Origin of the sequence: Cohaesibacter gelatinilyticus (genome assembly GCF_900215605.1) — a bacterium.
GTDB classification, from domain to species: Bacteria; Pseudomonadota; Alphaproteobacteria; order Rhizobiales; family Cohaesibacteraceae; genus Cohaesibacter; species Cohaesibacter gelatinilyticus.
In genome coordinates, this window is sequence record NZ_OBEL01000002.1 from 178,580 (window position 1) to 203,708 (window position 25,129).

28 protein-coding genes are annotated in these 25,129 nt (G+C 51.4%); 23 read left to right on the forward strand and 5 right to left on the reverse strand.

The annotated features are described in order from the left end of the window. The first annotated feature begins 113 nt into the window (after positions 1-113). The 6 genes from CRO57_RS10850 (at position 114) to CRO57_RS10875 (ending at position 5,901) form a co-directional block, all read left to right on the forward strand. Entirely contained in the window at positions 114-1,310 is a 1,197-nt protein-coding gene (locus tag CRO57_RS10850) for an ABC transporter substrate-binding protein (protein ID WP_210200842.1), read from the forward strand. Positions 1,311-1,457: 147 nt separating this feature from the next. Further along, positions 1,458-2,315, forward strand: a complete 858-nt coding sequence (locus tag CRO57_RS10855) for a branched-chain amino acid ABC transporter permease (protein WP_097153475.1) — start codon at positions 1,458-1,460, stop codon at positions 2,313-2,315. 3 nt (positions 2,316-2,318) lie between these two features. Continuing rightward, positions 2,319-3,299, forward strand: a complete 981-nt coding sequence (locus CRO57_RS10860; RefSeq protein WP_097153476.1) for a branched-chain amino acid ABC transporter permease — start codon at positions 2,319-2,321, stop codon at positions 3,297-3,299. Then, positions 3,292-4,044, forward strand: a complete 753-nt coding sequence (locus CRO57_RS10865) for an ABC transporter ATP-binding protein (protein ID WP_097153477.1) — start codon at positions 3,292-3,294, stop codon at positions 4,042-4,044. Before CRO57_RS10860 ends, CRO57_RS10865 begins: the two co-directional genes overlap by 8 nt. A gap of 2 nt (positions 4,045-4,046) precedes the next feature. Beyond that, a complete protein-coding gene (locus CRO57_RS10870; protein ID WP_210200843.1) occupies positions 4,047-4,742 on the forward strand; it encodes an ABC transporter ATP-binding protein in 696 nt (231 codons plus the stop codon). A gap of 10 nt (positions 4,743-4,752) precedes the next feature. Then, positions 4,753-5,901 carry a class II histone deacetylase gene (locus CRO57_RS10875; RefSeq protein ID WP_097153479.1) on the forward strand — a complete coding sequence of 383 codons (1,149 nt, stop codon included), beginning with the start codon at positions 4,753-4,755 and terminating at the stop codon, positions 5,899-5,901. Between the two features lie 21 nt (positions 5,902-5,922). On the opposite strand, the gene CRO57_RS25370 is transcribed toward CRO57_RS10875, so the two are convergent. Continuing rightward, on the reverse strand, positions 5,923-6,147 hold the full coding sequence (locus CRO57_RS25370; protein ID WP_425291279.1) for a LuxR C-terminal-related transcriptional regulator: 225 nt from the start codon (positions 6,145-6,147) through the stop codon (positions 5,923-5,925). Positions 6,148-6,539: 392 nt separating this feature from the next. Between CRO57_RS25370 and CRO57_RS10885 the strand changes: the two genes are divergently transcribed. The 14 genes from CRO57_RS10885 to CRO57_RS10950 all read left to right on the forward strand — a co-directional run bounded on the left by CRO57_RS10885 (position 6,540) and on the right by CRO57_RS10950 (position 19,349). Next, positions 6,540-7,298 carry a DeoR/GlpR family DNA-binding transcription regulator gene (locus CRO57_RS10885; RefSeq protein ID WP_097153481.1) on the forward strand — a complete coding sequence of 253 codons (759 nt, stop codon included), beginning with the start codon at positions 6,540-6,542 and terminating at the stop codon, positions 7,296-7,298. Beyond that, positions 7,295-8,485, forward strand: a complete 1,191-nt coding sequence (locus tag CRO57_RS10890; RefSeq protein ID WP_244580074.1) for an MFS transporter — start codon at positions 7,295-7,297, stop codon at positions 8,483-8,485. The genes CRO57_RS10885 and CRO57_RS10890 overlap by 4 nt, the downstream gene beginning before the upstream one ends. A gap of 233 nt (positions 8,486-8,718) precedes the next feature. Further along, on the forward strand, positions 8,719-9,108 hold the full coding sequence (locus CRO57_RS10895; protein WP_097153483.1) for a helix-turn-helix domain-containing protein: 390 nt from the start codon (positions 8,719-8,721) through the stop codon (positions 9,106-9,108). A 45-nt stretch (positions 9,109-9,153) separates the two neighbouring features. Next, on the forward strand, positions 9,154-11,025 hold the full coding sequence (locus CRO57_RS10900) for a tetratricopeptide repeat protein (protein ID WP_141401223.1): 1,872 nt from the start codon (positions 9,154-9,156) through the stop codon (positions 11,023-11,025). Between the two features lie 13 nt (positions 11,026-11,038). After that, positions 11,039-11,503: a hypothetical protein gene (locus tag CRO57_RS10905; protein ID WP_097153485.1), complete on the forward strand. Its 465-nt coding sequence runs from the start codon at positions 11,039-11,041 to the stop codon at positions 11,501-11,503. 8 nt (positions 11,504-11,511) lie between these two features. Beyond that, positions 11,512-12,699: a YcaO-like family protein gene (locus CRO57_RS10910; protein ID WP_097153486.1), complete on the forward strand. Its 1,188-nt coding sequence runs from the start codon at positions 11,512-11,514 to the stop codon at positions 12,697-12,699. Further along, on the forward strand, positions 12,696-13,388 hold the full coding sequence (locus CRO57_RS10915) for a TfuA-like protein (RefSeq protein WP_097153487.1): 693 nt from the start codon (positions 12,696-12,698) through the stop codon (positions 13,386-13,388). The genes CRO57_RS10910 and CRO57_RS10915 overlap by 4 nt, the downstream gene beginning before the upstream one ends. A gap of 131 nt (positions 13,389-13,519) precedes the next feature. Continuing rightward, entirely contained in the window at positions 13,520-13,759 is a 240-nt protein-coding gene (locus CRO57_RS10920; RefSeq protein WP_097153488.1) for a hypothetical protein, read from the forward strand. A gap of 369 nt (positions 13,760-14,128) precedes the next feature. Next, a complete protein-coding gene (locus CRO57_RS10925) occupies positions 14,129-15,016 on the forward strand; it encodes a LysR family transcriptional regulator (protein WP_097154035.1) in 888 nt (295 codons plus the stop codon). A gap of 86 nt (positions 15,017-15,102) precedes the next feature. Continuing rightward, positions 15,103-15,924, forward strand: coding sequence for a putative hydro-lyase (locus CRO57_RS10930; protein ID WP_097153489.1), 822 nt, complete (start codon positions 15,103-15,105; stop codon positions 15,922-15,924). A gap of 25 nt (positions 15,925-15,949) precedes the next feature. Beyond that, positions 15,950-16,987, forward strand: a complete 1,038-nt coding sequence (locus CRO57_RS10935; protein ID WP_097153490.1) for a TRAP transporter substrate-binding protein — start codon at positions 15,950-15,952, stop codon at positions 16,985-16,987. Between the two features lie 29 nt (positions 16,988-17,016). Then, a complete protein-coding gene (locus CRO57_RS10940; RefSeq protein WP_097153491.1) occupies positions 17,017-17,571 on the forward strand; it encodes a TRAP transporter small permease subunit in 555 nt (184 codons plus the stop codon). After that, positions 17,568-18,851 carry a TRAP transporter large permease gene (locus CRO57_RS10945; protein WP_097153492.1) on the forward strand — a complete coding sequence of 428 codons (1,284 nt, stop codon included), beginning with the start codon at positions 17,568-17,570 and terminating at the stop codon, positions 18,849-18,851. Before CRO57_RS10940 ends, CRO57_RS10945 begins: the two co-directional genes overlap by 4 nt. Before the next feature lie 144 nt (positions 18,852-18,995). Beyond that, positions 18,996-19,349 carry a 4a-hydroxytetrahydrobiopterin dehydratase gene (locus tag CRO57_RS10950; protein WP_097153493.1) on the forward strand — a complete coding sequence of 118 codons (354 nt, stop codon included), beginning with the start codon at positions 18,996-18,998 and terminating at the stop codon, positions 19,347-19,349. Positions 19,350-19,423: 74 nt separating this feature from the next. Here CRO57_RS10950 and CRO57_RS10955 read toward each other — a convergent pair whose 3' ends face one another. After that, entirely contained in the window at positions 19,424-19,642 is a 219-nt protein-coding gene (locus CRO57_RS10955) for a transcriptional regulator (RefSeq protein WP_244580075.1), read from the reverse strand. A gap of 27 nt (positions 19,643-19,669) precedes the next feature. After that, positions 19,670-19,879, reverse strand: coding sequence for a cold-shock protein (locus tag CRO57_RS10960; protein ID WP_097154036.1), 210 nt, complete (start codon positions 19,877-19,879; stop codon positions 19,670-19,672). Between the two features lie 287 nt (positions 19,880-20,166). Between CRO57_RS10960 and CRO57_RS10965 the strand changes: the two genes are divergently transcribed. Further along, complete coding sequence (locus CRO57_RS10965) at positions 20,167-20,517, forward strand: hypothetical protein (protein WP_097153495.1); 351 nt, start codon at positions 20,167-20,169, stop codon at positions 20,515-20,517. 1,260 nt (positions 20,518-21,777) lie between these two features. Continuing rightward, positions 21,778-22,041 carry a hypothetical protein gene (locus tag CRO57_RS10975; RefSeq protein ID WP_097153497.1) on the forward strand — a complete coding sequence of 88 codons (264 nt, stop codon included), beginning with the start codon at positions 21,778-21,780 and terminating at the stop codon, positions 22,039-22,041. 56 nt (positions 22,042-22,097) lie between these two features. Here the strand turns inward: CRO57_RS10975 and CRO57_RS10980 are convergent, their stop codons facing one another. Further along, a complete protein-coding gene (locus CRO57_RS10980; RefSeq protein WP_210200844.1) occupies positions 22,098-22,634 on the reverse strand; it encodes a GNAT family N-acetyltransferase in 537 nt (178 codons plus the stop codon). Beyond that, complete coding sequence (locus tag CRO57_RS10985; protein WP_097153498.1) at positions 22,625-23,827, reverse strand: GntT/GntP/DsdX family permease; 1,203 nt, start codon at positions 23,825-23,827, stop codon at positions 22,625-22,627. Before CRO57_RS10985 ends, CRO57_RS10980 begins: the two co-directional genes overlap by 10 nt. An 82-nt stretch (positions 23,828-23,909) precedes the next feature. Between CRO57_RS10985 and CRO57_RS10990 the strand changes: the two genes are divergently transcribed. Continuing rightward, positions 23,910-24,791: a LysR substrate-binding domain-containing protein gene (locus tag CRO57_RS10990; protein WP_097153499.1), complete on the forward strand. Its 882-nt coding sequence runs from the start codon at positions 23,910-23,912 to the stop codon at positions 24,789-24,791. Positions 24,792-25,129 lie beyond the last annotated feature (338 nt).

Here is a 25,129-nt window from a genome sequence, read left to right on the forward strand (position 1 = left end):
AAATGTATGACCCTATGTAAATTATATATTTTATATCAGGGGCTAACATATGGTTCCATGTCTCCCGACTGAGATGCGCTTTGCGCAAATTGCTGACAATCTGGGAGGATCTGATGAAACAAACAAAACTCAAATCACTGCTTGGATGCGTGGCCGCATTGGCCATGTCATCATCTGTGGCTTTGGCGGCAGACGATGAACTTACGATCAACGTTGTTGCATCCATGTCTGGTGCATTCGCTCAATTCGGTGAAGAAGCTGAAAAAGGCGCACGCCTTGCTATTGAAACGGCGGGTACAGCTGGTGGCATGAAACTCAAGCTGAATCTCATCGATACAGAAAGTAATGCCGGCAAGGCAGCTCGTAAGGTGAAGTCTAAGCTTGGTGAAGAAGGTCCAGGTCTCTATCTTGGGTCAACTCTTTCATCAACAGCACTCGCTGTGGGTGCAGAAATCCACTCAGCAGGTGGTTTTTACATCAACGGATCTGGTGCTGATGAAATTACCGGTAAGAAGTGTAATGCTTCCATGTTCCGCTGGAGCGCTCCAACATATGGCGCTGTGAATGCAAGCCTGCGTCCAGTTTTGGACGCTCACCCCGAAATTAAGTCAGCATACACCGTGACACCACAATACGTCTTCGGTGAAGCCATGCTTTCAAACACAAAAGCTGTTCTTGAAGAGCGCGGTCTTACACTGGCTGGTAACAGCTACCACTCGCTGAAAGACAAAGAATTCTCTGGCATCATTGCTCAGGCTCAGGCGGCAAATCCTGATCTGCTCGTTCTTTTGAACTTCTCTTCGCAGGCTGCTGCGTCCATCCAACAGGCAATCAATTTCGGTCTCAAAGACAGGATGAAAATCCTTCTTGTCTGGTCTTCAGGCCTCGACACAATGCAGTCCTTGGGCGCTGAAGTTTCCGAAGGCATCTATTTTGGTGCGCAGTACTGGCACGAGGAAGAGGCTCCGGCGAATCTGGAACTCGTGAAGTTGACCAAAGATAAGCTGGGCGAAGCACCGACTTACCCAATGGCTCACTACTACCAGATGACCAAGCTGATTATCGACGCGGCTAACGAGCTTGGCACTGGAGATCCTGCTAAAATCAAAGCTCACATCTCTGGTAAGTCATACGAAGGCATCACCGGCACTGAGTCCGTTAGCGCGGAAAACAATCAGGTCGAAAAGAACTTCTACCTCCTTCTTGGCAAGGCAGAAGGTGACAAGGCAGACGAATATGATTTCGCTGACGTGGTTGCAAAAGCGAAATACTTCCAGTCAGCAGCTGATACTGGTTGCAAGCTGAATTAATCCTCCCAAACATAACTTGCATCCACTGGACATCTGTCCGGAGGATGCATTTTCTTGACTGCTATCCAATCACCGGAGCCTTAAATCGGGATCTCCAAACATTGGAAGTGCGCAGTAAACGTAAGAATAAAGCGCGGGGATTGGATAGTGAGCCTTTATTATTTCCAGATACTCAACGGAATAGGTCTAGGAATGATCTATTTCCTGATGGGAGTGGGACTTACAATCATCTTTGGTATGATGAACTTCGTAAACTTTGCCCATGGTGTTCTCTATACCCTTGGTGCCTACTTCTGCTTTCAATTCATAACAATGACAGACAATTTTTGGGTCGGTCTCTTGGTAACGCCCTTTGCGGTTGGCGCCTTTGCTTACTTGCTCGAGCGCGTACTGATACGCAAGCTTTATAAGCTCGATCATGCCGTACAAATTCTCATAACAATCGGCGTCATGCTGGTGATCCGGGAAGCAATCCTCATCATTTGGGGTACAGTACCAAAACCGGTCTCCACACCTGATCTCCTGAAGGGTGTCATGGTCTTTGGCGACTTTGTATATCCGCAATATCGCTTATTCATCGTCGCAGCGACCTCACTGATCGCAGTAGCGCTATGGTATCTGCTTGAGAAAACCAAGTTCGGCATTCAGGTGCGTGCAGGCAGTGAAAATCCCAAAATGGTCTCGCTCCTTGGTATCAACACAGAACGCCTATTCGCGATCACCTTCGTCCTTGGCGTGGCACTCGCCGGAATAGCTGGGGCACTCTTGACACCAATCCGCGGTGCTGACGCATTTGCGGGCCTTGAAGCGCTCGGAATTGCCTTCGTCGTTGTTGTCATTGGCGGCATGGGCAGTTTCACGGGAGCCCTCATAGGTGGGCTTATAGTGGGGCTCGTACAGAGCTTTACGGCAATCATATGGCCCGAGGGTGCCAATGTGATGATCTACTCGGTAATGGCGGCAATTATTCTCTTGCGCCCCAATGGTCTGTTCGGGAGGGCATAAACTATGAGTGCCAATCAACCAATATACATTCATCTTCTGCTCACCGCAGTGATTGCGGCTGTTCTTCCAATTGTTCTGCCTTCTTATGTGCTCGCAACAGAAATCCTGATTTTCGCAATGGCAGCGATTGGATGTAACCTACTTCTCGGATACACCGGACTTCTCTCATTTGGACAAGCACTCTTCTTCGGTGCAGGTGCATATGCAGCCGGACTGCTATCAATTCATTATAATCCTGGACTCGTTCCAACGATCCTTGCCTCCATACTGACCGGAGCCGTTCTAGCTGTCGTCGTCGGGTTCTTCGCGATCCGTCGCAAAGGCATCTACTTTGTGATGCTGACCTTGGCCTTTGCGCAGCTGGGTTACTATGTCGCCTTCCTCGCCGAACCAATCACAGGTGGAGAAGACGGTCTGCTCGATGTTGTCCGTCCCACATTCACCATTCCTTTTGTGACCGAGTTCAAATTTGCGACCGACACATCCTTTTATATTCTGACTTCAATCGTATTTGTTCTGATATTTGTCGCTATGCAGAGACTGGTGGATTCACCCTTGGGCTCTGTCCTCAAAGCGATCAAACAAAACGAGGCACGCGCTGAAGCAATTGGTTATCAAGTCAAGCTTTACAAGATTGCGGTCTTTGCATTTTCTGGAGCGGTGACCGCTGTTGCCGGGACTTTCTATGCAACTATGCTCAGATTTGCCCCACTTTCCAATATCGACATCGAAACAAGTGAAGTCATTCTGTTCATGTGCGTTCTTGGTGGTCTGGGCTCACTCTATGGATCGGTGTTTGGAGCAATAATATTCCTTGTCGCGACCGATATATTGGCCGACCTATGGCCACGTTGGATGCTTTTGCTCGGTTTGCTGTTGATCATCGTCATGCTTTATCTGCCTGGCGGCCTTTCTGAGGCAACGCAAAAGGCCATCAGCAAACTTCGTGGTTCGGACATCAAGAAGGAAGGAAGCCATGCATAGTCCTCTTCTTGAAATCAAAAACCTAACCAAGCGCTACGGTGACTTCTACGCGAACACTGATATCAGCTTCGATGTTGATGCCGGTACAATCCACGGAGTGATCGGGCCAAATGGTGCGGGGAAAACCACCCTGTTCAACTGTCTGGCAGGAACTGTACCTGCTTCATCTGGAAACATAATATTCGATGGCAAGGCTATTGAAGGTATGGGTCAATATGAGAGACCACGACTTGGAATTGGCCGATCATTCCAAGTCACCAGCTTATTCTCAGATTTGAGTGTTGAGGAGAATCTGCGGCTGGCAGGTCAGGCTTTGGATACGAAGAAGGGTTTTGTATTTTGGCATGCTGTTCACAACAGTCCTGATGAAACCGCCCAGATTGATCAGGTATTGGAACGCATAACACTAACAGCAGAAAAAGAGTTACTTGCCTCAGCCCTTTCGCATGGGCAGCAACGCCTGCTCGAAGTTGGAATGGCGCTGATGGCCAAACCCAAAATCCTGCTTCTCGATGAGCCGACTTCAGGCATGGGGATTGATGATGTTCCAGCCATGACGAATTTGCTCGGAGCACTACGCAAGGAGTGTACGATCCTTCTGATCGAACACAATGTGGGTCTGGTCACCAAAGTTTGTGACACAGTTACCGTAATGCATGGTGGCAAGGTTCTGACATCGGGAACACCAGCAGAAATCTCTGAGAACGAAGAAGTCAAAACTGCCTACCTCGGCGAGGAGATCTGATCATGTTGGAACTCGAAAACGTCAATGCACTCTATGGAAAAAGCCACATCCTCTTCGATCTAAGTTTAAAGATCAACGAAGGCGAGCTCGTAACGATCCTCGGTCGAAACGGTGCCGGAAAATCAACGACACTCTCTACCATTGTCGGTCTTGTTCCAGACGTTAGAGGACGGATTACCTTTGATGGAAAAGACCTCATTGGCATGCCCACACATAAGATTGCTGACATGGGCATCTGCCTGATCCCGGAACAACGCGATATTTTCCAGATCCTGACGGTTGAAGAAAACCTGCAGCTTTCTGAGAAAGAAGGCGGACGGTGGACAATCAAAGACATCTACCAGCTATTTCCACGACTGAAAGAACGTAAAACAAACGGTGGCGGTCAACTGTCAGGTGGTGAACAGCAAATGCTGGCGATCGCGCGGGCATTGCTCAATGACCCGAAGTTGTTGTTATGCGATGAACTTTCAGAAGGGCTTGCACCTGTTATTGTTCAGGAGATCGTCAATACGCTGAAGGAAATCAAGCAAAGTGGTATTCCAATTCTGCTTGTGGAACAAAACTTGCGCGTCTGCGAAACCCTGGCTGACCGCCACTATATCGTAGAGCAGGGGAAGCTGTTCCACGAGTTCACCAGTGAAGAATTCTTCACGGATGAAGCAATCGCGATCAAAGAAAAATTTTTGTCTGTGTAGGAAGCCGACCATGAGTAAAACAGCATTTATTTGGGATGAAAGTTGCTTCTGGCACACTGGCAGTAACTACGCAATGTTGGCACCTGTCGGAGGCGATGTTCAGCCATTCGTTTCAGGAGGGCTGCCAGAAGCACCGGAAACCAAACGCCGACTTAAGAACCTCATCGACTTCACAGGTTTGAAAAAGGATCTGTTTGAGACGACAGCTGAAAGCGCAAGCATGGATGATCTGCTTCGCATTCATCCAAGTACATATCTTGATGAATTCAAGAAACTCTCGGATGGACGTGGTGGAGAGCTTGGCCTCAGAACACCGTTTGGTCCAGGTGCATTTGAAATAGCAGCTAAGTCTGCAGGTCTTGCAAAAGAAGCTGTGATTGGTGTTTTGGAGGAGCGGTATGAAAACGCATATGCTCTTTCTCGTCCACCCGGCCATCATTGCCTACCAGATTGGCCCAACGGATTCTGCCTGCTGAACAACATTGCTGTCGCTGTCGAGGCTGCAAAAGCAAAAGAGCTCGTTGGGAAAGTCGCGATCATTGATTGGGATGTTCATCACGGCAATGGTAGTGAGGCGATCTTTCTAAAACGCCCCGATATTTTGACGATCTCAATTCATCAAGATCGATGCTATCCGCAAGATACAGGCTTCATCGATCAAATCGGTGAAGGGGATGGTGTCGGCACGAATATGAATATTCCCCTGCCCCCTGGATGTGGCCATGCAACTTATCTGGAAGTCATGGAAAGATTGGTTCTTCCAAAACTCAAGGAATTTGAACCGGAGCTGGTGATCATCGCATGCGGCTTTGATGCTTCGGCCGTTGATCCATTATCGCGCATGATGTGCATATCGGAAACCTATCGTCTCATGACGCGCCAGATCATGGAGTATACCGGTGGCAAACTCGTCTCGGTTCATGAAGGTGGCTATTCAGAGCTCTACGTTCCGTTTTGCGGTCACGCAATGCTCGAAGAAATGTCTGGTTCAAGCATCCGGGCAAAAGACCCCTTGCAGGAGCGGTTGACCGGGCAGCAGCCAGAGCAACGCGTGGTCGACTTCCATTCTGGATTCATTTCCGAACTCGTCGAACACTATGGTCTTCAAGCTGACGGAAAAGTCTGTCCAGAAAACATACAGAAAACGTCTGCCGGCTAGCCAACCAATCGAACGGAATTGTTAGCGATCCAGTTCCTTTCGCAGCAGGTTCAAAAATCGAGCAAAGAGATCTCTCTGAGAAACAACGCCGCACTTGCTGTAGGCGTTCTTTCGATAAATTTTCACTATCCCTTCAGTGATATTGACAACATGGCTGATTGAGAGGGAGAAGTGGCCTTTCAAGATCAAGGCGACAATCTCCCTCTCTCTCTTGGTCAGAATGTTTTCACCGAACTCGTCGAACACCTCATCAATGGAGGTTGAGGGAATTCGGCTGGTCTGGTTACCTTTTGCTGCGCCCCGATGTTTAGAGCCGAAATTCTGAATGCACGAGCCGTGGAGGCAAACAACTGTTTGCCCTCTTCGGTGAATTTTCCATAATTGTCTTGTCGGGTGATGCTAGGCCGTAAACACCTCCGTTCCGATCCTGACCAGAACATCAGAAAGGCTATGATTCCATCGGTTTATCCTATCTAGCGCAAACCCATGAAAGCCTCCATTACCTACTGTAATTATTAGGCCGTATACTCATAAATGAGCTGGATTTGGTCTGAAACACGATCCAAATTCCAGTCCCATATTGACCATCTTTTTATAATACGATATGCAGTATCTTGCAATATTTTGCAGGATTATGCATGAATCTGAATATTCCAGATACAAGACAATCGGAACTTGCCACCCGCCTGAAAGAAGGCCAGCAGCTCGTCGCAATTGAGCTTGCCCACGAATTTGGTGTGTCCATTGATACAATACGTCGAGACATTCTTGCGCTGGAAGCGCAAGGCAAAGCACACCGAGTGCGCGGTGGCGCCGTACCAATTGCAGCTCCCGCAGCGCCACTCCATGTACGCCTGACAGATGGCCCACCACCTGACAAAAACCTGATCCAGTCAGCAATTCGCGAAATCGGTGACGCCCCGACGCTCTTGGTGGATGGAGGACAGACGATATTATGCGTGATCGAACACTTGCCCAAACAACAAGGGCGATTGGTCATCACACCATCACCATGGGTTGCCATTGCCTGTCAGGAAAGAGGCATCGCCGTATTCATGCTCGGTGGTACATTACGGCCCTTGGGCGGAATTACCACTGGAGACACAACCACCACTCGCATTGCAGAACTTTATGCCGACATAGCCCTCATTGGTGCCTGTGGCATTGAGGCCGACTTTGGCTTGAGTTCTGACGATCATGACGAAGCCATGATGAAACGTGCCATGCATGAAGCAGCGAACCGAACCATCATTGTGACGGATAAAGCCAAAATCGGACGGCGCGCACGCTACCAAACATTGACCATGTCGGATATCGATACCGTGATAACAGACGCTAGCAGCGAGATGACAAAGACATTGCAGGCCTCTGGAACAAGAGTGGTAACAAGCCAATGACGAACACTACAGACACAGTCATGGTGCCCAAAGACCCAATCAGGCCTGATATTTCAACCACGGCACCTGCCCGTCTGGCAACACGGCTTGCATTCTTTGCAGCTGGCTTTGCCATGGCGTGTTGCGCGCCCCTTTTTCCGTTTTTCAAGGAGAATGTGGCCGCTGACAAGGCTCAATTTGGCGCGCTCCTTCTCTGTCTTGGGCTCGGGTCTCTCATTGCCATGCCTGCGACAGGGATGATTGCTGCACGACGCGGAGCTCGGCCGCTGATCCTGACAGGCGGTTATGGATTGGTTGTATTGTTGCCACTTATGGCTCTGGCACAATCACCAATGGCACTCGGAGCGGCGCTTCTTGTTTTTGGCGCATTCCTTGGCGCAATCGATGTGGCAATGAATGTGCACGGAGCGGAAGTCGAAGCTCTGGAAAAACGCCCTCTGATGTCAAACTTTCATGCACATTGGAGCATCGGCGGTTTTTGCGGCGCGGGGTTGATGACATTGCTCTTATCCTTGTCGGTCCCGGTTCTGGCATGTGCCTGCATAGGGGCCGCTACGGCATTGATCGCAATGCTGATAGCCCGACCTTGCTTCCTCAATGTCACGGGTAAAGAACCGGAACCCTTTGTCATGCCGCGTGGCATTGTCCTTCTTCTGGCCGCTCTTACCTGCATCATCTTTCTTGTCGAAGGTGCAGTGCTGGACTGGGGTGCGCTTCTGATCATCGACCGGGACCTCAGCTCACCCAAAAATGCTGGCACGGGCTATATCCTGTTCTCAATTGCCATGCTCATCGGGCGATTGACCGGTGACCGGTTGATCGCAAAAGCCGGAGAGTTTGCAACCCTTGTATGCGGCGGCCTCATTGCAATGACAGGGCTCGGTGTAATCTTGCTCTCTTCAAATTTGATCGTCGCCCTATCCGGATTTGTATTGATCGGACTGGGCGCAGCCAATCTGGTACCCATCCTCTTCAGTGCAGCAGGTCGCCAGAACCTGATGCCGCCGGGCATTGCCATAGCAGCCGTTACAACGACAGGTTACGCAGGCCTGCTGATGGGTCCTGCAATCATTGGTTTCCTGTCTGATATCCTGTCACTCAGCATCGCATTCTGGTTGTTGGCGCTTCTGACCATGATTGTCCCCCTTTCAGCCCGTTGGGTCGTCTCCCAAAAAAACCGCGACTGACTATCCTCGATTTGGCATGATTGATGTATGGGGAGACTGAGAACCAGTTGTTGCAAGCATTCGGAAATCACAAATGGCGACGTGCCCAATTCGGCATGTCGTCATTTTGGTTCTGATGATACCATCATCATAGGGACCCGATCACTTTCACGAATCAGCGTGCAAATATTGGTTGCGTCTTTCATTTTTTCGCGCAAATATGTAATCAACAACTAGCTAGAACAGGACAGAATATGAAAAAAGCTCCCACTGCAATCGATCACCATATTGGTTCTCGCATCAAATTTCGCCGTGTCATGCTGGGCATGACGCAGGAACAATTGGGCGATGCTTTGGGCACTTCCTTTCAGCAAGTTCAGAAATATGAAAAAGGCATCAACCGGATTGGCGCCAGCAGATTGCACAATCTGGCCAATTGTCTGGATGTTCCCATCACCTTTTTCTTTGAAGGCAGACCGAGTGACCAAGCCAACGATATGGACCGTTCAGCCAGCCAATTGGCAGAGATGATGAAGTCCAAGGATTGCATCGAGTTGGCCATGGCCTATCTGGCCATCCAAGACAAGGACGTACGAAAGAAAATATTGGCACTGGTTCGATCGGTAGAAAATTTCACACCCTGATCATCTCATCGGATTGCTGACGCAATCAAAGGCGGGACCCACGGAATGAAGTATTATTTGACGGTTTTTGGAGATTGCCATCTCGCGCAATCGGACCATAATATGCTTCGCATTCCCGCCCAGGCAGCTGTGATGCTCGCCTATCTCTATGGCTGTGAGCGCCCGGTTTCACGGCAAGAGCTGGCCAAGTTGCTTTGGCCACAGGTGACCCAGTCTGCGGCCTTGACCAATCTGCGTTCCATGATGCGCCGTTTTGCCGCTCAGATGCCAACCAAGACCATCAATTTCCTGACCATTGATGATCGCTATTTGCAAATAACCCGTGGCAAACTGGATTGCGATCTCGATCTGCTTGATCAGCCAGGCTCCATGCAACGCCTGTCTGATCTGAACGAGGCCCTGCACAAAGGTTTCCTGCCTTCCCTTGGTACAGGTGGTTCTGATCTGGACAAATGGGTCCGCACTTATCAGGCTGGCCTGTTCGATATTCTGCGCAACGACTTTCTCAAGATCTGCGGGTCAGAGGGTTTTTGGGAAAACAGACAACAACTCAAACATGTTGCCGCCTTTCTGTTGGATCAGGACCCACGTGATGAAGAAGTCAGAAACCATCTGGCAAAACTGACCAGACCTTCGGCCTCACCCGCATCAACAACAAACAAGATCCATAGTTTCATAGAGCTGCCCAAAAGGCCTGTCCCAGCTGCAGCCAATGGTCAATCCAGCCCGGACACAAGCACGCAGACCAACCCGGAACCAGACAACGCTCAAACACCGCCACCCCGTATTGCACTCCTCCCTCCCGGTGGTCTGGGCGAAGAGGCACAACAGTCAAACATTGCAACCGCCTTGATCGAAGACATCACGATCAGCCTGTGCGGCGAACGTGAGATTTCCGTCGTTGCTCCCTATACCTCGCAAAAGATAGCAACCTCGGACGACAAGGCTGGCCTGCTTGAAAAACACAAGGTCGCATTTGCGCTCGACACAAGAAAGACCAATGATGAGTTGTTTGCCCAACTCGTTTTCATGCCATCAGATGAGACCATATGGGCACATCGTTTCCAGTTGGATGCAGGCAACTCGGCAGACCAGCGCAGCCTGATCCAAGACGCCATTCAAGCATCCATCGCCAAACAGATCACGATGCATTCGCCCTATCTGAACGAGTTCAATTCCAATCCGGATGCCTATTACTCTTACCTGCATGGCTTGCAAAATCTCTCCGGCATGACGCTTCCCGCCCTGCGCCGGGCCCGAAAACACTTCAAGGATGCCTTGAAGTATCAACCGCGCTTCGCTCCCGCACTGGCTGGCATTGCCAGAACACTCAGCATGGAATGGGTAGTAACTGCGCGCGGCGACAACAATCTGCTTGAAGAAGCCGAACGACTGGCTCGTTTGGCCATCGAACAAGACCAAGCCTCTGCCGGGGCCTTCAAGGAACTGGGTGTCAGCCAGCTCTATATGGGCAAGATTGACGACAGCCTTGGATCCTTGCATCAGGCCGAAAATCTCAGCCCGCACTATGCCGATGTCCTATGCAGTTATGCAGACAGTCTGACCCACGGAGGAACCCCCGCCCTAGCCATCGAGAAAATCAATTCCGCCATCTCATTCAACCCCCTTGCACCTGATACTTATCATTGGACCGCAGCAGGGGCGAGTTACTTCATTGGCGAATACCAGCAAGCACTTGATCATATTAAAAAAATGAAAGATTCCAGCTCAGCATTCCGATTGGCTGCTGCCTGCTGGGGGATGCTTGGCCAGACCACAAAGGCACGGTCATGCAGACAACGCGTTTTAAAGGATAATCCGGATTTCGATTTGGAATCCTGGCTTGCCATGATCCCCATAAAGGAGAAATGGCAGATTGAGCATTATAGAGAAGGCCTTTTGAAGGCTGGTTTTTAAAAAGGAGTAAGCAATGGCAAATGTAATTGTTTTAGGACTTTCTGGTCAGGATAAGCTCTGGGTTGCGGATTTGGAAGCAGGAACAATCCTTCCCATGGATGAAGAAAGCGGTGTAATTTCCGCCGCGGAACTGAGAAAGAACAGTCAACCAATGGGTCATGGTGTGGACTTTGCTGTCTCCCTTTCTTCCGCTGATGACAGTGCAAGCGGTTTGTTTGAACGTTCTGAAAATGTAACAGAAGCTGCAGGTGGCCTGTTCGAACGCTCGGAAGGTGTAACAGAAGCCGCAGGCGGTCTGTTTGAACGCTCTGAGAGTATAACCAATGCTGCGGGCGGCTTGTTCGAACGCTCGGAAGGTGTGACAGAAGCCGCAAGCGGTCTATTTGAACGCTCTGAGAGTATAACCAACGCAGCCGGTGGCTTGTTCGAGCGTTCAGAAAGCATGGCCAATACCCCAGGAGGCCTTTGCGAAAACTGAGATTTCAAATGACCAGTTTAGAACCGTCCAGATTTCGTATCTGTACACCGGGTGAGACCTTTTCCAGGGTCTCACCCTATTTCTCTCGCCTTGGCATCACACGCGTCGCCGCACAAACCGGTCTCGACCGCGTGGGCATTCCTGTCTGGTGTGCCTATACCCCCAACGCCAAAGCCATTGTCATTGCCCAAGGCAAGGGTATGGACGACGATAGCGCCCGCACCTCCGCCACCATGGAAGCCGTGGAGAGGGTGATTGCCACACAGCCCGACTGTGAGTTGCACACCAGCTCCTATGCCACATTGCAGGAAACGGGAAAAGTTGCCCACAAGATGACAATCCTGTTGTCTTCAGGGGGCCAACCTATCGCAGATGACGAACAAATAGACTGGACCCGTGCCAGGCGTCTGATAGATCACAGCGATATATGGGTACCCTATGATGCGGTCTGCTTTGATCGCACCAGACCAAACCCCCGTTTTTGGCTTTCGACCGACGGTCTGGCCTCTGGTAACACGCTCAATGAAGCAATCATGCACGGCCTGCTGGAGCGGGTGGAACGCGATGCTTTGGCACTCTGGGCGATTGACATGCCACAGCGACGCTTTCAGAACCGCATTCAACTGACCAGCCTTGCCGATGACACTATCCAGACCATGCTGAGAAGGATCGATCAAGCAGGCCTGGAAATCGCCCTTTTCAATATCACCTCTGATCTGGGGGTGCCTTGCATATCAGCCCTGATGCGCCCAAAGGAAGCCACCAACCGCAAGCCACGCCATGTAGATGTAACCCTTGGAGCCGGTTGCTCCCCTTTCCCGCTGGTGGCCGCAGCCCGTGCCATATCCGAGGCCGTGCAATCGCGCATGACCTTCATCGCAGGCGCGCGCGATGACCTGATGCCGGAAACATTCTCCCGTCCGGTAGACCCGTCATTGCTGCGCGCCTTCACCGGGCCAGAAGCCGTCTGTATCAAACAATTGGACGAACTCCCCGGCAAAACCACAGAACTGGCGCTGGACGCTCTGTTAAAGCGTCTCCAGACCCATGGCATAAGCGAACTCTTCGCCGTGGACCTGACACCAGACTGGCTGCCCGTCAGTGTCGCGAAGGTCATGGCACCACAATTGGAAAGCCCGGATGGTGACCGCCGTCAGAGGGTGGGACAGCGCGCCCTGTTGAGGAGACTGCAGTGAAAGTTGTGTTTGTGGGGCCCAGCTTGCCCGATGCAAGCGATCATATCCCGGATGATATCATATCTCGTGCCCCCGCAATGCAGGGCGACATCATGCAGGCTGTAAGCGAGGGAGCCAAACTGATTGGCCTTATCGATGGACAGTTCGAATTCGTCGCTCCGGTCTGGCACAAGGAAATTCTCTTTGCCCTTTCCAAAGGCGTCACCGTGCTGGGTTCCGCCAGCATGGGCGCCTTACGTGCAGCAGAATGCGCCACTTTCGGCATGACTGGAATTGGCAAAATCTATGAAGAATATGCAAGTGGCCTGCGTTGGGATGATGCCGATGTTGCTCTGCTCTACGGACCGCCCGAACTGAACTACCCTCCAATATCACTTCCCATGGTCAATGTGGATGCAACGCTGAAGAAAGCAACGGATCTGGCATTGATATCAAAAGATCAGCAAACTGCAATATCCCTCGCTGCACGGGAAGTTTTCTTCAAGGACCGCACATGGAAAAAGATCGCTGAAGTCGCAAAGCTTGAACGATCAATCATGGATGAAATCGTCAAATACGCATATGTGGATCAGAAGCGTGCAGACGCTTTGACTTTGCTGAAAGCGATGCAAACAGAGCGGAAATACCCGCAAAATGAGGCTGGCTGGACCTTCAACGCAACGCCTATTTGGCGAGCCATGTATTCATAAGGCCTTATTCAACCTATCGAATTTAGAATGGACCAAAGAACTCCTTTAAGATGTGCAACGCTTATGCAACGCGCAGCGCTCCATATTTTGTGGCATTCTTACAAAATGAAAACTAGCAAGTGGGAGTTCATATGGAAGCAACAAGCCCAAATACCACGTTCGAACGCGAACGCATGGAAGAATTCTTCGCTGTCATCAATATGATTGGTTATGCAAAAGGTATCGCCAAGGATCTGGGTGTACCAGATGCCGCATCTGACCTGGAAGCCGCCAGTCTGAAACTTGCAGAAGAGTTGCAATCAGAAATCTACGGTGAATATTCAACCGACGACATTACGAAATTCGCAAACGCCATTAGCGGAACTTGCTAAAACCCGTTTTGCGGATATTTGAAGCCTTTCTCCCATAAGGACAGCTTCAAACCAAGAGATGGCGCACAGGCCACCATGTCCCCACAGGCCTGTGCCCAGCTTTTCAGCACCAAATCATACCAACCAATTCTTTTGGTAGGAGACGGTCGATATCGTCTCCTACCTCTATCACCAAATTTTTCCTTTCTTTTCCAATCACTTGTTTACAGAAACCTGATCACGCCCATCTTGAACAGGCATCGGATTGCCACCTGATCAGAGCGCTCCCAATTGACAAACAACATCAGAAATTGAAGTTCGATGTTGCGAGCCCGCAATAGAGCTGCGTATCATTCCGGACAGACTTTGATTTCCATAGAAGACCAGGCAATGGCTCAGCTCAAAATCGAACAGATCAAGGCATTTCTCGCGGTTGTTCGTGCCGGTGGCATCAACCGCGCTGCCCATATGCTGAACCTGACGCAGCCGGCAGTCACCTCCCGGATCAAGAGTCTGGAAGACACGCTGGCGGTTCAATTGTTCGAACGCACCGGATCGGGCGTCAGATTGACCAAACAGGGCGATCTGTTGGTTGGTTATGCCGAGCAATTCCAGCAGCTCTCCGAACTGGTCGAAGAAAATGTCATGAATACCGAAGGCGTTGAAGGTCATTTACGCCTTGGAATATCGGAAACCATTGCCCAGAGTTGGTTGCCGGAATTCGTGACCGAGTTCCATCACACCTTCCCCAAGGTCAAGATCGAGATCAGTGTCGATATTTCCGCCGTTCTGCGCGATGGCTTGCTACAAAGGGAAATCGATCTGGCCATCCTGTTGGGTCCGATCTCCGAATATACCGTCGAAAATGTGGAATTGCCGGAAGTGGATCTCGCATGGTATCGCGCAATGCCTGCCCCGGATGGCAGCGACATGCCAGTCGATTTTGCCACCACTCCGGTCATATCCTATGCCAAGAACACACGCCCGTTTCGAGAATTGAAAGCTGAGCTTTTCAAGCGTGTCGGACCACAGGTCTCGCTCTTTCCGTCCTCTTCTCTGTCCGCCTGTTTTCGGTTGGTCGAAGTGGGCCTTGGCGTGGCCGCCCTGCCCCGCTCCATCGGCCAGCGCTATGTGACGGACGAAAGGATCCGCGAATTCGATCCCGGCTGGTGTCCCGAACCCCTGAAATTTTCCGCGTCTTTCCTTGGAGAACCCAAAAGCCATCTGCTTGAGATTGCCGCAAAATTGGCCCTGGATATCTCACAAGACCATATATAAAAAAATTTTATATATAACCACAATTTCTTTCAATTTGATTTTATATATCCGCCATCCGATCCTCTTCCCCACGAGAGGAGACAGACGTGCAAGACATATACGAAGACATTTTAAGGCTTGCCGCTGGCAAGATACGCCAACGCATTCGGGCAGGCGACTATGCTTCACACACAGCAGGTCTGGGCAAAGGCAAACTGCAAGCCAATATCGCTGTAATGCCGGAGCGCTACGCGCTTGATTTCATGCGTTTTTGCCAACGCAATCCCAAACCCTGCCCGTTGGTCGGTGTCTCGGATTCCGGCAATCCCAATATGTTCACCTTGGGACAAGACGTTGACATCCGCACGGATGTACCATCCTATTTCCTCTATGAACATGGCACCTTTTCAAGGGAAATCCACGATATCACGACACTCTGGCAAAGCGATTTCGTCGCTTTTGCCCTTGGCTGTTCCTTCACATTCGAACATGCTCTCATGCGCGCCGGATTTTCGCTCTGGCATATCGAGAATGACAAGACCGTACCAATGTTTCGCTCAAACATTGAGACGGTAGCAGCTGGCCCGTTCAGCGGCCCCATGGTGGTCAGCATGCGCGCGATCAATAAAAGCCGCATCCAAGAGGTGATCGCGATAAGTCGCAAATTCCCTCTGGCTCACGGTGCGCCCGTTCATTGGGGTGATCCTTCCGAGATAGGCATCAAGAATATTGATACCCCCGATTGGGGAGACGCCAGCCCGGTCACCGATGATCAAGTACCGGTTTTCTGGGCCTGTGGTGTGACGCCGCAAGTGGCAATAGAGCAGGCCCGGCTTCCGATCTGCATCACGCACAAACCCGGATACATGCTGATCACCGATGTCGATGACGATGCAGAAATTCCCGTCATCGCACACAGCAATTCCTGAACAGACTCTCATCAAGGAGAAGAACATGAAAAAAACAATCCCCTTTCTGGCAGCCACCGCTTTGCTGGCAGCGCCCGCTCTTGCTCAAGATCTATCAGTTGTTGGCAGTTGGTCCAGCCTGCCGTTGCACAAGCAATTCGAAGCACCTTTCTGGTCGGAAAAATTGCCCGAAGCCTCAAGTGGCAAGATCAATGTGTCTCTTACCACCCATAACCAGATGAATCTGGGCGTCGGCGATGTCTTCCGCCTACTCGGCGATGGTGTCTATGATGTAGGCATGACCGTAGCCGACTATGCTGTTGCCGATGCACCCGAACTGGAAGGCCTGGATGTGCCACTGCTGGCCCTCTCCGCCGATGAAGCCCGCGCCATGATTGACGCCGCCCGCCCCATGGTGAGCGACATCTACAAAGACCGCTTCAACAGCCATGTTCTGGCCATCGCCCCTTATCCACCTCAGGTGGTTTTCTGCAATGCCCCAGTCAGCAAACTGGATGATCTGAAAGGCCTGAAAATCCGCGCCTCTGGCCGCATGACAGCCAAGTTCCTTGACGCTCTCGGCGCTGAAGGCGTCAATGTCAGCTTCTCGGAAGTGCCAGGTGCCTTGCAAAAAGGTGTGGTCGATTGCGCTGTAACGGGCGCCGGATCTGGCTATAATGCCGGTTGGTGGGAAGTTTCCACCCATCTGATGCCCATTCCGCTCGGCGGTTGGGATCCGGTGGTTACCGCCATCAACATGGACAAATGGAACGGTCTGAAACCCGAAACGCAAGAGCTGATACAGAGCCAGATCAAGACCCAGTTCGAGGAGCCAGCCTGGGCGGTGGCACAAGATGCCCTGGTTAATGACATTGCCTGTCTGACCGGCAATGGCAAATGCCCGGCCGGGGAAGCCCACTCCATGAAACTGGTAGAAGTCTCACAAAAAGATTTTGACAAAGCGCGTGAAATTCTGGTCAGCGAAGTGTTGCCAGAATGGGCAAAGCGCGCGGGCAAGACCTGGGCTGATCGCTGGAATATGTCGGTGGGCAAGACCGTAGGCGTGAAGGTAGCCGCCCAATAGGGCGGCACCAATCGAGGGAGAAATTCCAAATGCCTGAAAAAATTCTGGCACTGATGAAACGACTCAACAGAGGCGTAGCGATGCTGATTGGCATCCTGTTGCTGGTCTGCGTCCTTTTCATTCTAACTGAGATCATCATCAGAAAACTCGGAGCCTCCCTCGGCGGCACCGACGAAATCAGCGGCTATGTCATGGCCATTGTCACATCCTGGGGCATGGGCTTTGCCCTGCTTGAGCTAAGCCATGTGCGCATTGACTTTCTGCGGGTGCAGGTTGGCGCACTTGGGCGCTCGCTGTTCGATCTGTTTTCCATGATCGTGCTTTCCGGCACCATCACGCTCATTGCCTTTCGCTGCTGGCCGGTGGTCGAGCGCTCTCTCCTCAATGGTTCACGCGCCAATACGCCGCTGGAAACACCATTGGCGCTGGTGCAATTGCCCTGGTTTGCTGGTTGGCTCTGGTTTGCCATTGTCTCCTGGTTCACTCTTACAGCTGCCTTGATGCTGGTCCTGCGTGGCGAATTCCAGCAATCGGAAGCAGCCATTGGTACGGTCGGCGACGATGAAGTGGAGATTCACACATGATTTCGACAGTCTCCATCGGCCTGCTGGCCCTTCTCACGCTCTCCATTCCCGTGGGCATCGTCCTGTTTTTGCTTGGCTTTGGCATCGATGCCTTCTTCAGTCCTTTTCCACTGATCAAGGGTCTTGGCAATCTGGTATGGTCGACCTCGAACAATGCCACTCTCATTGCCATTCCCTTCTTTGTCCTGCTGGGAGAAATTCTGGTACGTAGCGGCATCGCGGCCAAAACCTACGCCGCGCTTGACCGCTGGGTATCCTGGTTGCCCGGAGGTCTGGTCCATGCCAATGTGGCAACCTCGACTATGTTTTCCGCCATTTCCGGCTCTTCTGTTGCCACCGCAGCCACGGTCGCAACCGTCGCCATGCCACAGGCAGAAAAACTGGGATATGACGCCAAGCTGTTTTCCGGGGCCATTGCCGCCGGGGGCACATTGGGTATCATGATCCCGCCATCCATCAATCTCATCGTTTATGGCTTCCTCACCCAATCCTCAATCCCGCAGCTCTTCCTTGCCGGTTTGTTGCCCGGCCTGTTGCTGGCTCTGGGCTTCATGACGATAACCGTCATCATCTGTATGATCCGCCCGGAACTGGGTGGCATGCGCCGGGTCTTTCCCATTGGTGAAATGATCCGAGCACTTGTCCAGCTGGTACCCATCATCATCCTGTTCGGAGCCATTGTCGGCACCATCTATAAAGGCTGGGCCACCCCAACCGAAGCGGCAGCCGTCGGCGTTGCCGGGGCCATTCTGATTGCCGCTTACTTTGGTGGTGTCTCGCTGCAGATGATCAGCGACAGTGTCGTCGGTACCATCAAGATCACATCCATGATCATGCTGGTAGTGATCGGCGCATCCTTCCTGAATTTCACGCTGGCCTCGGCTGGCCTTGGGGCAGAGTTGAAATCCATTCTCGATGGTCTGGGCCTGTCACCCTTGATGACCATTCTGGTGGTGGTCTGCATTTATATCGTGCTCGGCTTCTTCATCGAAACCCTGTCCCTGATGGTGGTCACCATTCCCATCATCGTGCCGCTGATCGTCGAGCAAGGCTTTGATGTGGTCTGGTTCGGCATTCTGATGATCGTGCTGATCGAAATGGCGCTGATCTCACCACCGGTTGGCCTGAACCTCTACGTGGTACAAGGCGCCCGCAAAAGCGGCAAAATGAGCGAAGTGATGCTGGGCACCATCCCCTTCGTCATCGTCATGCTGATCATGGTCGCCGCCCTCATCGCCTTCCCCGAGATCGCCCTCTTCCTGCCATCCTCACTGCAATAGAGGAAGGCAGCAGGTAACATTCAGCAGGAGGCAATCAAGCCTCCTGCTGATTTTCTTAGATCAAACTTGTTTGAATGACACTCTCTACCTCATCATGGCCGAGAAATGCTATTCTGATCTCTCACCCGAACGGGAGGGAAGACAATGACGGATAGCAATGCTTTGGATGGGATGGAATGTGTGCCTTGCTCTGGTAAGGAGAGCGGGATTGAGCCATTGAGCCTTGAGCGGGCGCAAGAATTACTTGACCATTTACATGAGGATTGGAACCTTTGCGAAGATGGGCTTTCCATCATCCGCGAGGTAAAGGTCAAGGGATTTGCCAAGGCGGTTTATCTGGCCAATCTGGCAGCTTTCCGGGCCGATCAGGATGGTCATCATCCCGACATTCAGTTTGGCTGGGGCTATTGCCGCATATTTTACACCACCCACGCCATTGGTGGCCTCAGTGAGAATGACTTCATCTGCGCCCGTCGCCTTGATTTGGCAATCAATTGAATTGTCATTCACATCTCGCCCCGCCCCCCACAAGGCAATGGGACATCGACCGCTTTGCGTGACAGAAAACCGATCTATTTGGATTTCTTTGCAGGATCAATCGCTTGATCCGCCGCTTCTTTTGCAAGGCGTAAAGCTTTGAGACGGGCCATATTTTCTCTAACCTTCAACGCCTCTTCTTCTGTTTCACTAAGCGCCGCTTTTTTAGACTTCTGGACCGCAGCCAAGCGCTTGGCTGCCTTGGTTTTTGAAATGCTGACCATGTTCAATCCTTGGTGCGGGATCAAGGCCACATTTGTTAATGCGGCCTTGTTCCGGATTTAATCAACCAGCTTCAGATTCGCAGCTGAAACTTTACCGTTCCGCCCCTCTTGCAAGTCATAGGAGACTTTCATGCCTTCATCGAGGCTGGAAAGACCAGCTTCTTCTACTGCAGAAATATGAACGAATGCATCTTTGGTGCCATCGTTGGGTTCAATGAAACCAAAGCCTTTTGAAGGATTGAAAAATTTAACGGTGCCAGTAGTCATGATAGATACCTTATAAAAAAGCCCGACGCCCAAGGCGAACGGAAGGGTTTCCCGCAGGCATTATGCTCACGGGTAAATACGTCACAAAATCAGGGGAAACCAAACAAACCGGACAACCGGGAAATCAGATAGCCAATGATGGCAGTAACACATCATAAGTATATGGGGCCCATGGTTCAATTATTCAAGACCTAAATTAATTAATCTCATTTCATAAGAAAATATGATAGAATGCCAACTTAGCCCGTAATCATGCGCGCTTGCCCCAATATCGATTGGACAAAATCATGCAAATTTCTAAATGGACGACCCCCGCACTTCTGGGTGCGGGCGCAGGTGCTGCTGCTCTGGCGATTGTCGGGTTCAATTGGGGTGGTTGGATGACAAGCAGCTCCGCACAGGAACTTTCTGCCAAAGCATCACGAACGGCTGTGACGTCTGCGCTTGTGCCATATTGCATACAGAATTCGAAATCAGACCCACAAGCTGACAATGTCTTTGCTAAACTCAAGGCGGCCAATAGCTTTCAACGTCAATCAATTATAGAAAAAACCGGATGGGCAACACCTCCCGGCGCAGACAAACCAAATGTGTTTCTTGCTCAGGCCTGTCAGGTTGAACTGATCAAAACCATGTAGGCTATGGATATTCAAGCTCTGACCATCAGAATTCAGAGCTTGTATATACATATCGTTGAATTCCAAATGGTGCCCGACATCACCAAAGGCTCCAGCGACTTCATGTAGTGATCCAATATTAAAGTGGTCAGAACTGCCACAAAACCACCAGATCGAAGATATCGGTCGGGATTACACGCGCCTACCCAGTTCAATGAAAGTCTTACCGGGTAAGAATAACTGGCTTCCCGGGCCCTCAAAAGCACGGGATCCCAGATCACATCATTAGCTTTATTAACTTTCAACGGCTCGAGCAACATCCGGTCTTTTTTTCCTTCCAAATGGATTTTACAAAATGTCACAAAGCAGTAAATCGAAGCATATCTTCTGGCCTCTCCTGCTTGCTATTGGCATAATCATGATGGGCCTTGGCTCCGTTGCCGCCAACGGTACAATTCCCGACAACGCAAAAACCAATCGCTACGGAGACGGTTGGCGGTGCATTCTCGGGTTTCGCAGAGACGAAAATCGCTGCATTGCCATCAAAGTCCCGGAGAATGCATATTTGACCTCTTCTTCATTCGGCACCGGGTGGGAATGTTCACGCGGCTTCAAACAAGTCGATCAATTCTGCAAGAAGATCAACATACCTAAAAATGCCTATCTCAATTCCTATGGTGACAAATGGGAGTGCGACCGGGGATATCTGAGATCCAAGAATGCCTGCCTGGCAATCAAGATCCCAGAAAACGGGTATCTCTCCCAATTTGGAGGTGATCCAGGGTGGGAATGTGAACGCGGATTTCGCAAAACAGACAACAGCTGCATTGCCGTAACCATTCCTCGGAATGGTTATTCTGTCGAGACGGCCCATGGCAGGGGGTGGAAGTGCAATCGCGGATTTATTGGAATAGACAATGCATGTATTGCAATCAAGGTTCCCAAACATGGATTTCTATCTGGTTCATCAAACGGAACCGGATGGGATTGCGAGAGAGGATATAGGGCATCAGAAACCAAATGCCTCGCCATCAAACTGCCTCAAAACGCCCATCTCAACTATAGTGGAAACGATTGGACATGCAATCAGCCATACCAGCGGCAGGATGGGAAATGCGTAATCACTCAATGAGTTTCGGAATCCATCAGTTAAGCAAATTCTGCAAAGACAAACGCAAACAATATCTGGTGCTTATGCTACATCTGCACGAATTGATCTGATCCAGTTGCAATGCAACGCTGAACAAGGTCCGGTTCAATTCACTGTAAATGGAAATCACTATGAAAACTGCTCTCGTTCTGGCTTCTGCCCTCATCCTGTCTTCCTCTCTCGCTTTCGCTGCCCCGTCCAAAATTGAAGGCACGGCAGTAGCGAAATCCTCTCCTGTTCAAATTCAGCTGCAAGCTGAAAAGTCAGATGGAAAAGCAAAGCAATGCCCGACTGGCAGCTTTGACGTCGCTGGCAAATGTCACGAAAAAGCAGAGCCTTGCCTATCAAACAGCGAATGCTGCTCGAATAATTGCGATGGCGGTGCCTGCAACTAAACTGATATTTCTATGGCTCGCATCTAGCGGGCCATAGCTCCAACGGCGATCAAATCTCAGCCCACAATCGCGCTTCGCCGTTCCATCATCACCACATCGCGCCATTGGTCAGCCATCGGGCCATAAGTCATTTTTCCAAGCTTGCGACGGGTGCCGAGCACCTCAAAGCCAAGTGCCGCATGCAGTTTCAGGCTGGTCTCATTCTCAGGGAAAATCTGTGCAATCAAGGTCCAGTAACCAGCTTCTTCGGAATGTTGGATCATCGCTTCCAAAAGCCGACGGCCAGTGCCACAGCCTTGCCGATCATTGGCGACATAGATCGAGACCTCGCCAACACCCTGATAGACAGCGCGAGTTGAGATGACGCTCACCCCGGCCCAGGCAGCAACGCCCTTTTCATCTTCTGCAATCAGCGCCAAAGCCCGTCCTGTCATGAAGCTCTTTTGAAAGCTCCGCCAGTCATGGGTTTGATCGCGGAATGAGGCATGACCACTCGCCAGCCCTTGCGCGTCAATAACTGCAATGGCTGCTTCATCATCAGGGATCGGCACCCGGATTATCATCTCGCCCATTGTGATCTCACTCAGGTCCATATCATCACTCCTGCCAGCAACAGCACCATCCCTATAGCAGCTTGCAGGATGGCCCCACCAGAGAGAATCCAGATCGCCCGCCCCTCTTCCTGCTCAGCCAAGGCATCCCGGCGCACCAGCCAATAATAGCTGTCATTGGGCAGGATCGCGACAAAGGAACCAAGGCATATAGCGAAGATGGCAGCGATTGGGTTGACACCGGACACAGCCACAATGGGCGCCGCGACGGGCGCAATGGCAGCAAAGGTCGCCATGGACGACCCCTGCGCCAGCTTGAACAGGATGGTCAAAGCAAAAAGAGCCAGAAGGGTCAGTAGGCCACTGCCCGCAGGCACAATCTGATCCAATGCCACCATGCCGGTCAGAACAGAGCCAAAGGCACTGGCTGCCCCAATCACCAGCAAAAGCGATCCGGTGCGGCGCACGGCACTATCCAGACAATCCCGCCGCTGATCAGGCGCAACCTGCAGCAAGGAGAGAAGCGCCGCCGCCAGTAACGCCCCTTTCGGCATCAGCAGAAAATCCAGCACACCAATACCTGTCTTTCCCACAATACCACCAAGCAGCAGCAAGCAAGCCATCAGTGCAAATGGCGCAAAGCTGAGAAACAAGTTGCCCGAGCTTATCGATTGCTCTGTCTGTGACACAGCCCCATCACCTGCCATCCAACGCCCCCAAAGCACCCCCACGAGCCAGACGGGTAATGTCAGTCCCACACCGATAGCCAACAAAAGCACCGGTTCCACCTGTATTGTGCCGATCCCCAATCCCGCAGCGACAATCAGAGGACCTGCAGGATAAAGCAGCTTGAAACCTGCATAAGCGCCAAAGGCCAGGTCCAGTTTATAGCGCCCCGCCACAGGGGACAGCGCCGCATAAGCGGTATCAGGACAAATCATCCCCGCCCCTGCAATGGGCGATGCCATCGCTGCTGTCCGGCCAGCGGCGTCTGAGCCCAAATTCTGACGAGAGAGAGCAGCAGCCAACGTGAAAGACGGCAACAGGATCAGAGCGAACTCCCCAAGAGCCCGCCCAAAACCTTGATTGAAGCCAGCAATCAGATCTACTGCTGGCAATCCACCCATAAGCCCCAAAAGAAGCGTCAAAAGCACCATCCAGATAACCAGCGGCAAATCTGGCACATAACGTTTGAACCCTGCACTGGCGGGTATGCTTGCTTGATAGTCACTCATGGCTGGCCTTGCTATTATTTGATCTCAGCTCATGTTAGATTAAGCTTAAGCCAGCCCATAATGCGAATTTCCGAGAGCCAGCATGAGTTCAACTCATATAAAACCACCCCTACGGTCTTTGCAGGTTTTTGAAGCCGCAGCCCGTTGTGGCACCTTCACCGCAGCCGGAGAAGAACTTGGCATCACGCAAAGTGGCGTATCGCGACAAGTCTCCGATCTGGAGGCGATCCTGGGCGTGGATCTGTTTGTACGCAACGGGGCAAGACTGAGCGTAACCCCGGCAGGCGAGCGACTGGCCATACAATTGGCGGATGCCTTTGCCCGCACCTGGAGCGCGGTGGCCGATGCCAAACGCTCCGAGCAGATTGTCACCCTGTCCATGTTGCCATCTGTCGCCGCCCGCTGGTTCGCCCCAAGGCTGGGCTCTTTCATGAGTCACAATCCCGAGATCGACTTGCGCATCACCGCATCCCGCCATCTGGTGAATTTTACCAGCGACGGAGTGGACGCTGCCATTCGCTATAGCCCCGGACCGACGGGCAATCTGGAGGTAACAAAGCTTGGCACCGAGACCATCTTGCCTGTCTGCTCGCCAGATTATGCGCAAAAACATGGCCTGAAGACACCAGAGGATATGCAACACGCCACTTTGCTTTGCGGCGACATCCCCGAAGACTGGCCCGCCTGGTTCAAGGCCGCCAAGTGCCAGCAGCCTCCGAACATGGGCCCACGCCTTGGCGATGATGCCGCCATCCTGCAAGCAGCGGTGGAGCATCAGGGCGTTGCCCTTGGTCGCTCATTGCTGGTGGCAGATGACATTGCAGCAGGGCGGCTGATGGCCCCGTTCGATATCAGCCTTGATGCCAGCTATGCCTATTGGTTCGTCAGGCCCAAAACCAGTGCACCGTCTGAAGCAATGATCGCGGTAAAAGCATGGCTCATCGATCAGTTCTGCAAGATGTGATGTACATGAAACACTGGCAAAACCGAGATCAGACTGTGATCAAACTCCAATTATCAATCCTTCTAGCCACCCGAAACTACAGGTCGTCACATTGAACAGCGATCACCGAATGAACTTGCGATAAGTGATAACAATTGCAATTCCACCGAACCAGGTCGAGAGCTCATTCATGTCCATGAGATTATGACAGAAACGAGAGCAATCGCATCTCTTGCGGCAACATTCATCTTGATAAAATCCGTCTACACTGCCTGGTTTCCTATTTTAAAATTGGCTTAACCAATCAGCACTAAACTATCTGGAGTATTCAGATAAGTATTTCAACTTAACGTTACTTG

Bases quoted from the DNA above. Each gene is read 5' to 3' on its own strand.
- CRO57_RS10850 (WP_210200842.1), top strand. From the start codon at position 114: ATGAAACAAACAAAACTCAAATCACTGCTTGGATGCGTGGCCGCATTG.
- CRO57_RS10860 (WP_097153476.1), top strand. From the start codon at position 2,319: ATGAGTGCCAATCAACCAATATACATTCATCTTCTGCTCACCGCAGTG.
- CRO57_RS10865 (WP_097153477.1), top strand. From the start codon at position 3,292: ATGCATAGTCCTCTTCTTGAAATCAAAAACCTAACCAAGCGCTACGGT.
- CRO57_RS10870 (WP_210200843.1), top strand. From the start codon at position 4,047: ATGTTGGAACTCGAAAACGTCAATGCACTCTATGGAAAAAGCCACATC.
- CRO57_RS10875 (WP_097153479.1), top strand. From the start codon at position 4,753: ATGAGTAAAACAGCATTTATTTGGGATGAAAGTTGCTTCTGGCACACT.
- CRO57_RS10885 (WP_097153481.1), top strand. From the start codon at position 6,540: ATGAATCTGAATATTCCAGATACAAGACAATCGGAACTTGCCACCCGC.
- CRO57_RS10890 (WP_244580074.1), top strand. From the start codon at position 7,295: ATGACGAACACTACAGACACAGTCATGGTGCCCAAAGACCCAATCAGG.
- CRO57_RS10895 (WP_097153483.1), top strand. From the start codon at position 8,719: ATGAAAAAAGCTCCCACTGCAATCGATCACCATATTGGTTCTCGCATC.
- CRO57_RS10900 (WP_141401223.1), top strand. From the start codon at position 9,154: ATGAAGTATTATTTGACGGTTTTTGGAGATTGCCATCTCGCGCAATCG.
- CRO57_RS10905 (WP_097153485.1), top strand. From the start codon at position 11,039: ATGGCAAATGTAATTGTTTTAGGACTTTCTGGTCAGGATAAGCTCTGG.
- CRO57_RS10910 (WP_097153486.1), top strand. From the start codon at position 11,512: ATGACCAGTTTAGAACCGTCCAGATTTCGTATCTGTACACCGGGTGAG.
- CRO57_RS10920 (WP_097153488.1), top strand. From the start codon at position 13,520: ATGGAAGCAACAAGCCCAAATACCACGTTCGAACGCGAACGCATGGAA.
- CRO57_RS10925 (WP_097154035.1), top strand. From the start codon at position 14,129: ATGGCTCAGCTCAAAATCGAACAGATCAAGGCATTTCTCGCGGTTGTT.
- CRO57_RS10935 (WP_097153490.1), top strand. From the start codon at position 15,950: ATGAAAAAAACAATCCCCTTTCTGGCAGCCACCGCTTTGCTGGCAGCG.
- CRO57_RS10940 (WP_097153491.1), top strand. From the start codon at position 17,017: ATGCCTGAAAAAATTCTGGCACTGATGAAACGACTCAACAGAGGCGTA.
- CRO57_RS10945 (WP_097153492.1), top strand. From the start codon at position 17,568: ATGATTTCGACAGTCTCCATCGGCCTGCTGGCCCTTCTCACGCTCTCC.
- CRO57_RS10950 (WP_097153493.1), top strand. From the start codon at position 18,996: ATGACGGATAGCAATGCTTTGGATGGGATGGAATGTGTGCCTTGCTCT.
- CRO57_RS10960 (WP_097154036.1), bottom strand. From the start codon at position 19,879: ATGACTACTGGCACCGTTAAATTTTTCAATCCTTCAAAAGGCTTTGGT.
- CRO57_RS10965 (WP_097153495.1), top strand. From the start codon at position 20,167: ATGCAAATTTCTAAATGGACGACCCCCGCACTTCTGGGTGCGGGCGCA.
- CRO57_RS10975 (WP_097153497.1), top strand. From the start codon at position 21,778: ATGAAAACTGCTCTCGTTCTGGCTTCTGCCCTCATCCTGTCTTCCTCT.
- CRO57_RS10980 (WP_210200844.1), bottom strand. From the start codon at position 22,634: ATGGACCTGAGTGAGATCACAATGGGCGAGATGATAATCCGGGTGCCG.
- CRO57_RS10985 (WP_097153498.1), bottom strand. From the start codon at position 23,827: ATGAGTGACTATCAAGCAAGCATACCCGCCAGTGCAGGGTTCAAACGT.
- CRO57_RS10990 (WP_097153499.1), top strand. From the start codon at position 23,910: ATGAGTTCAACTCATATAAAACCACCCCTACGGTCTTTGCAGGTTTTT.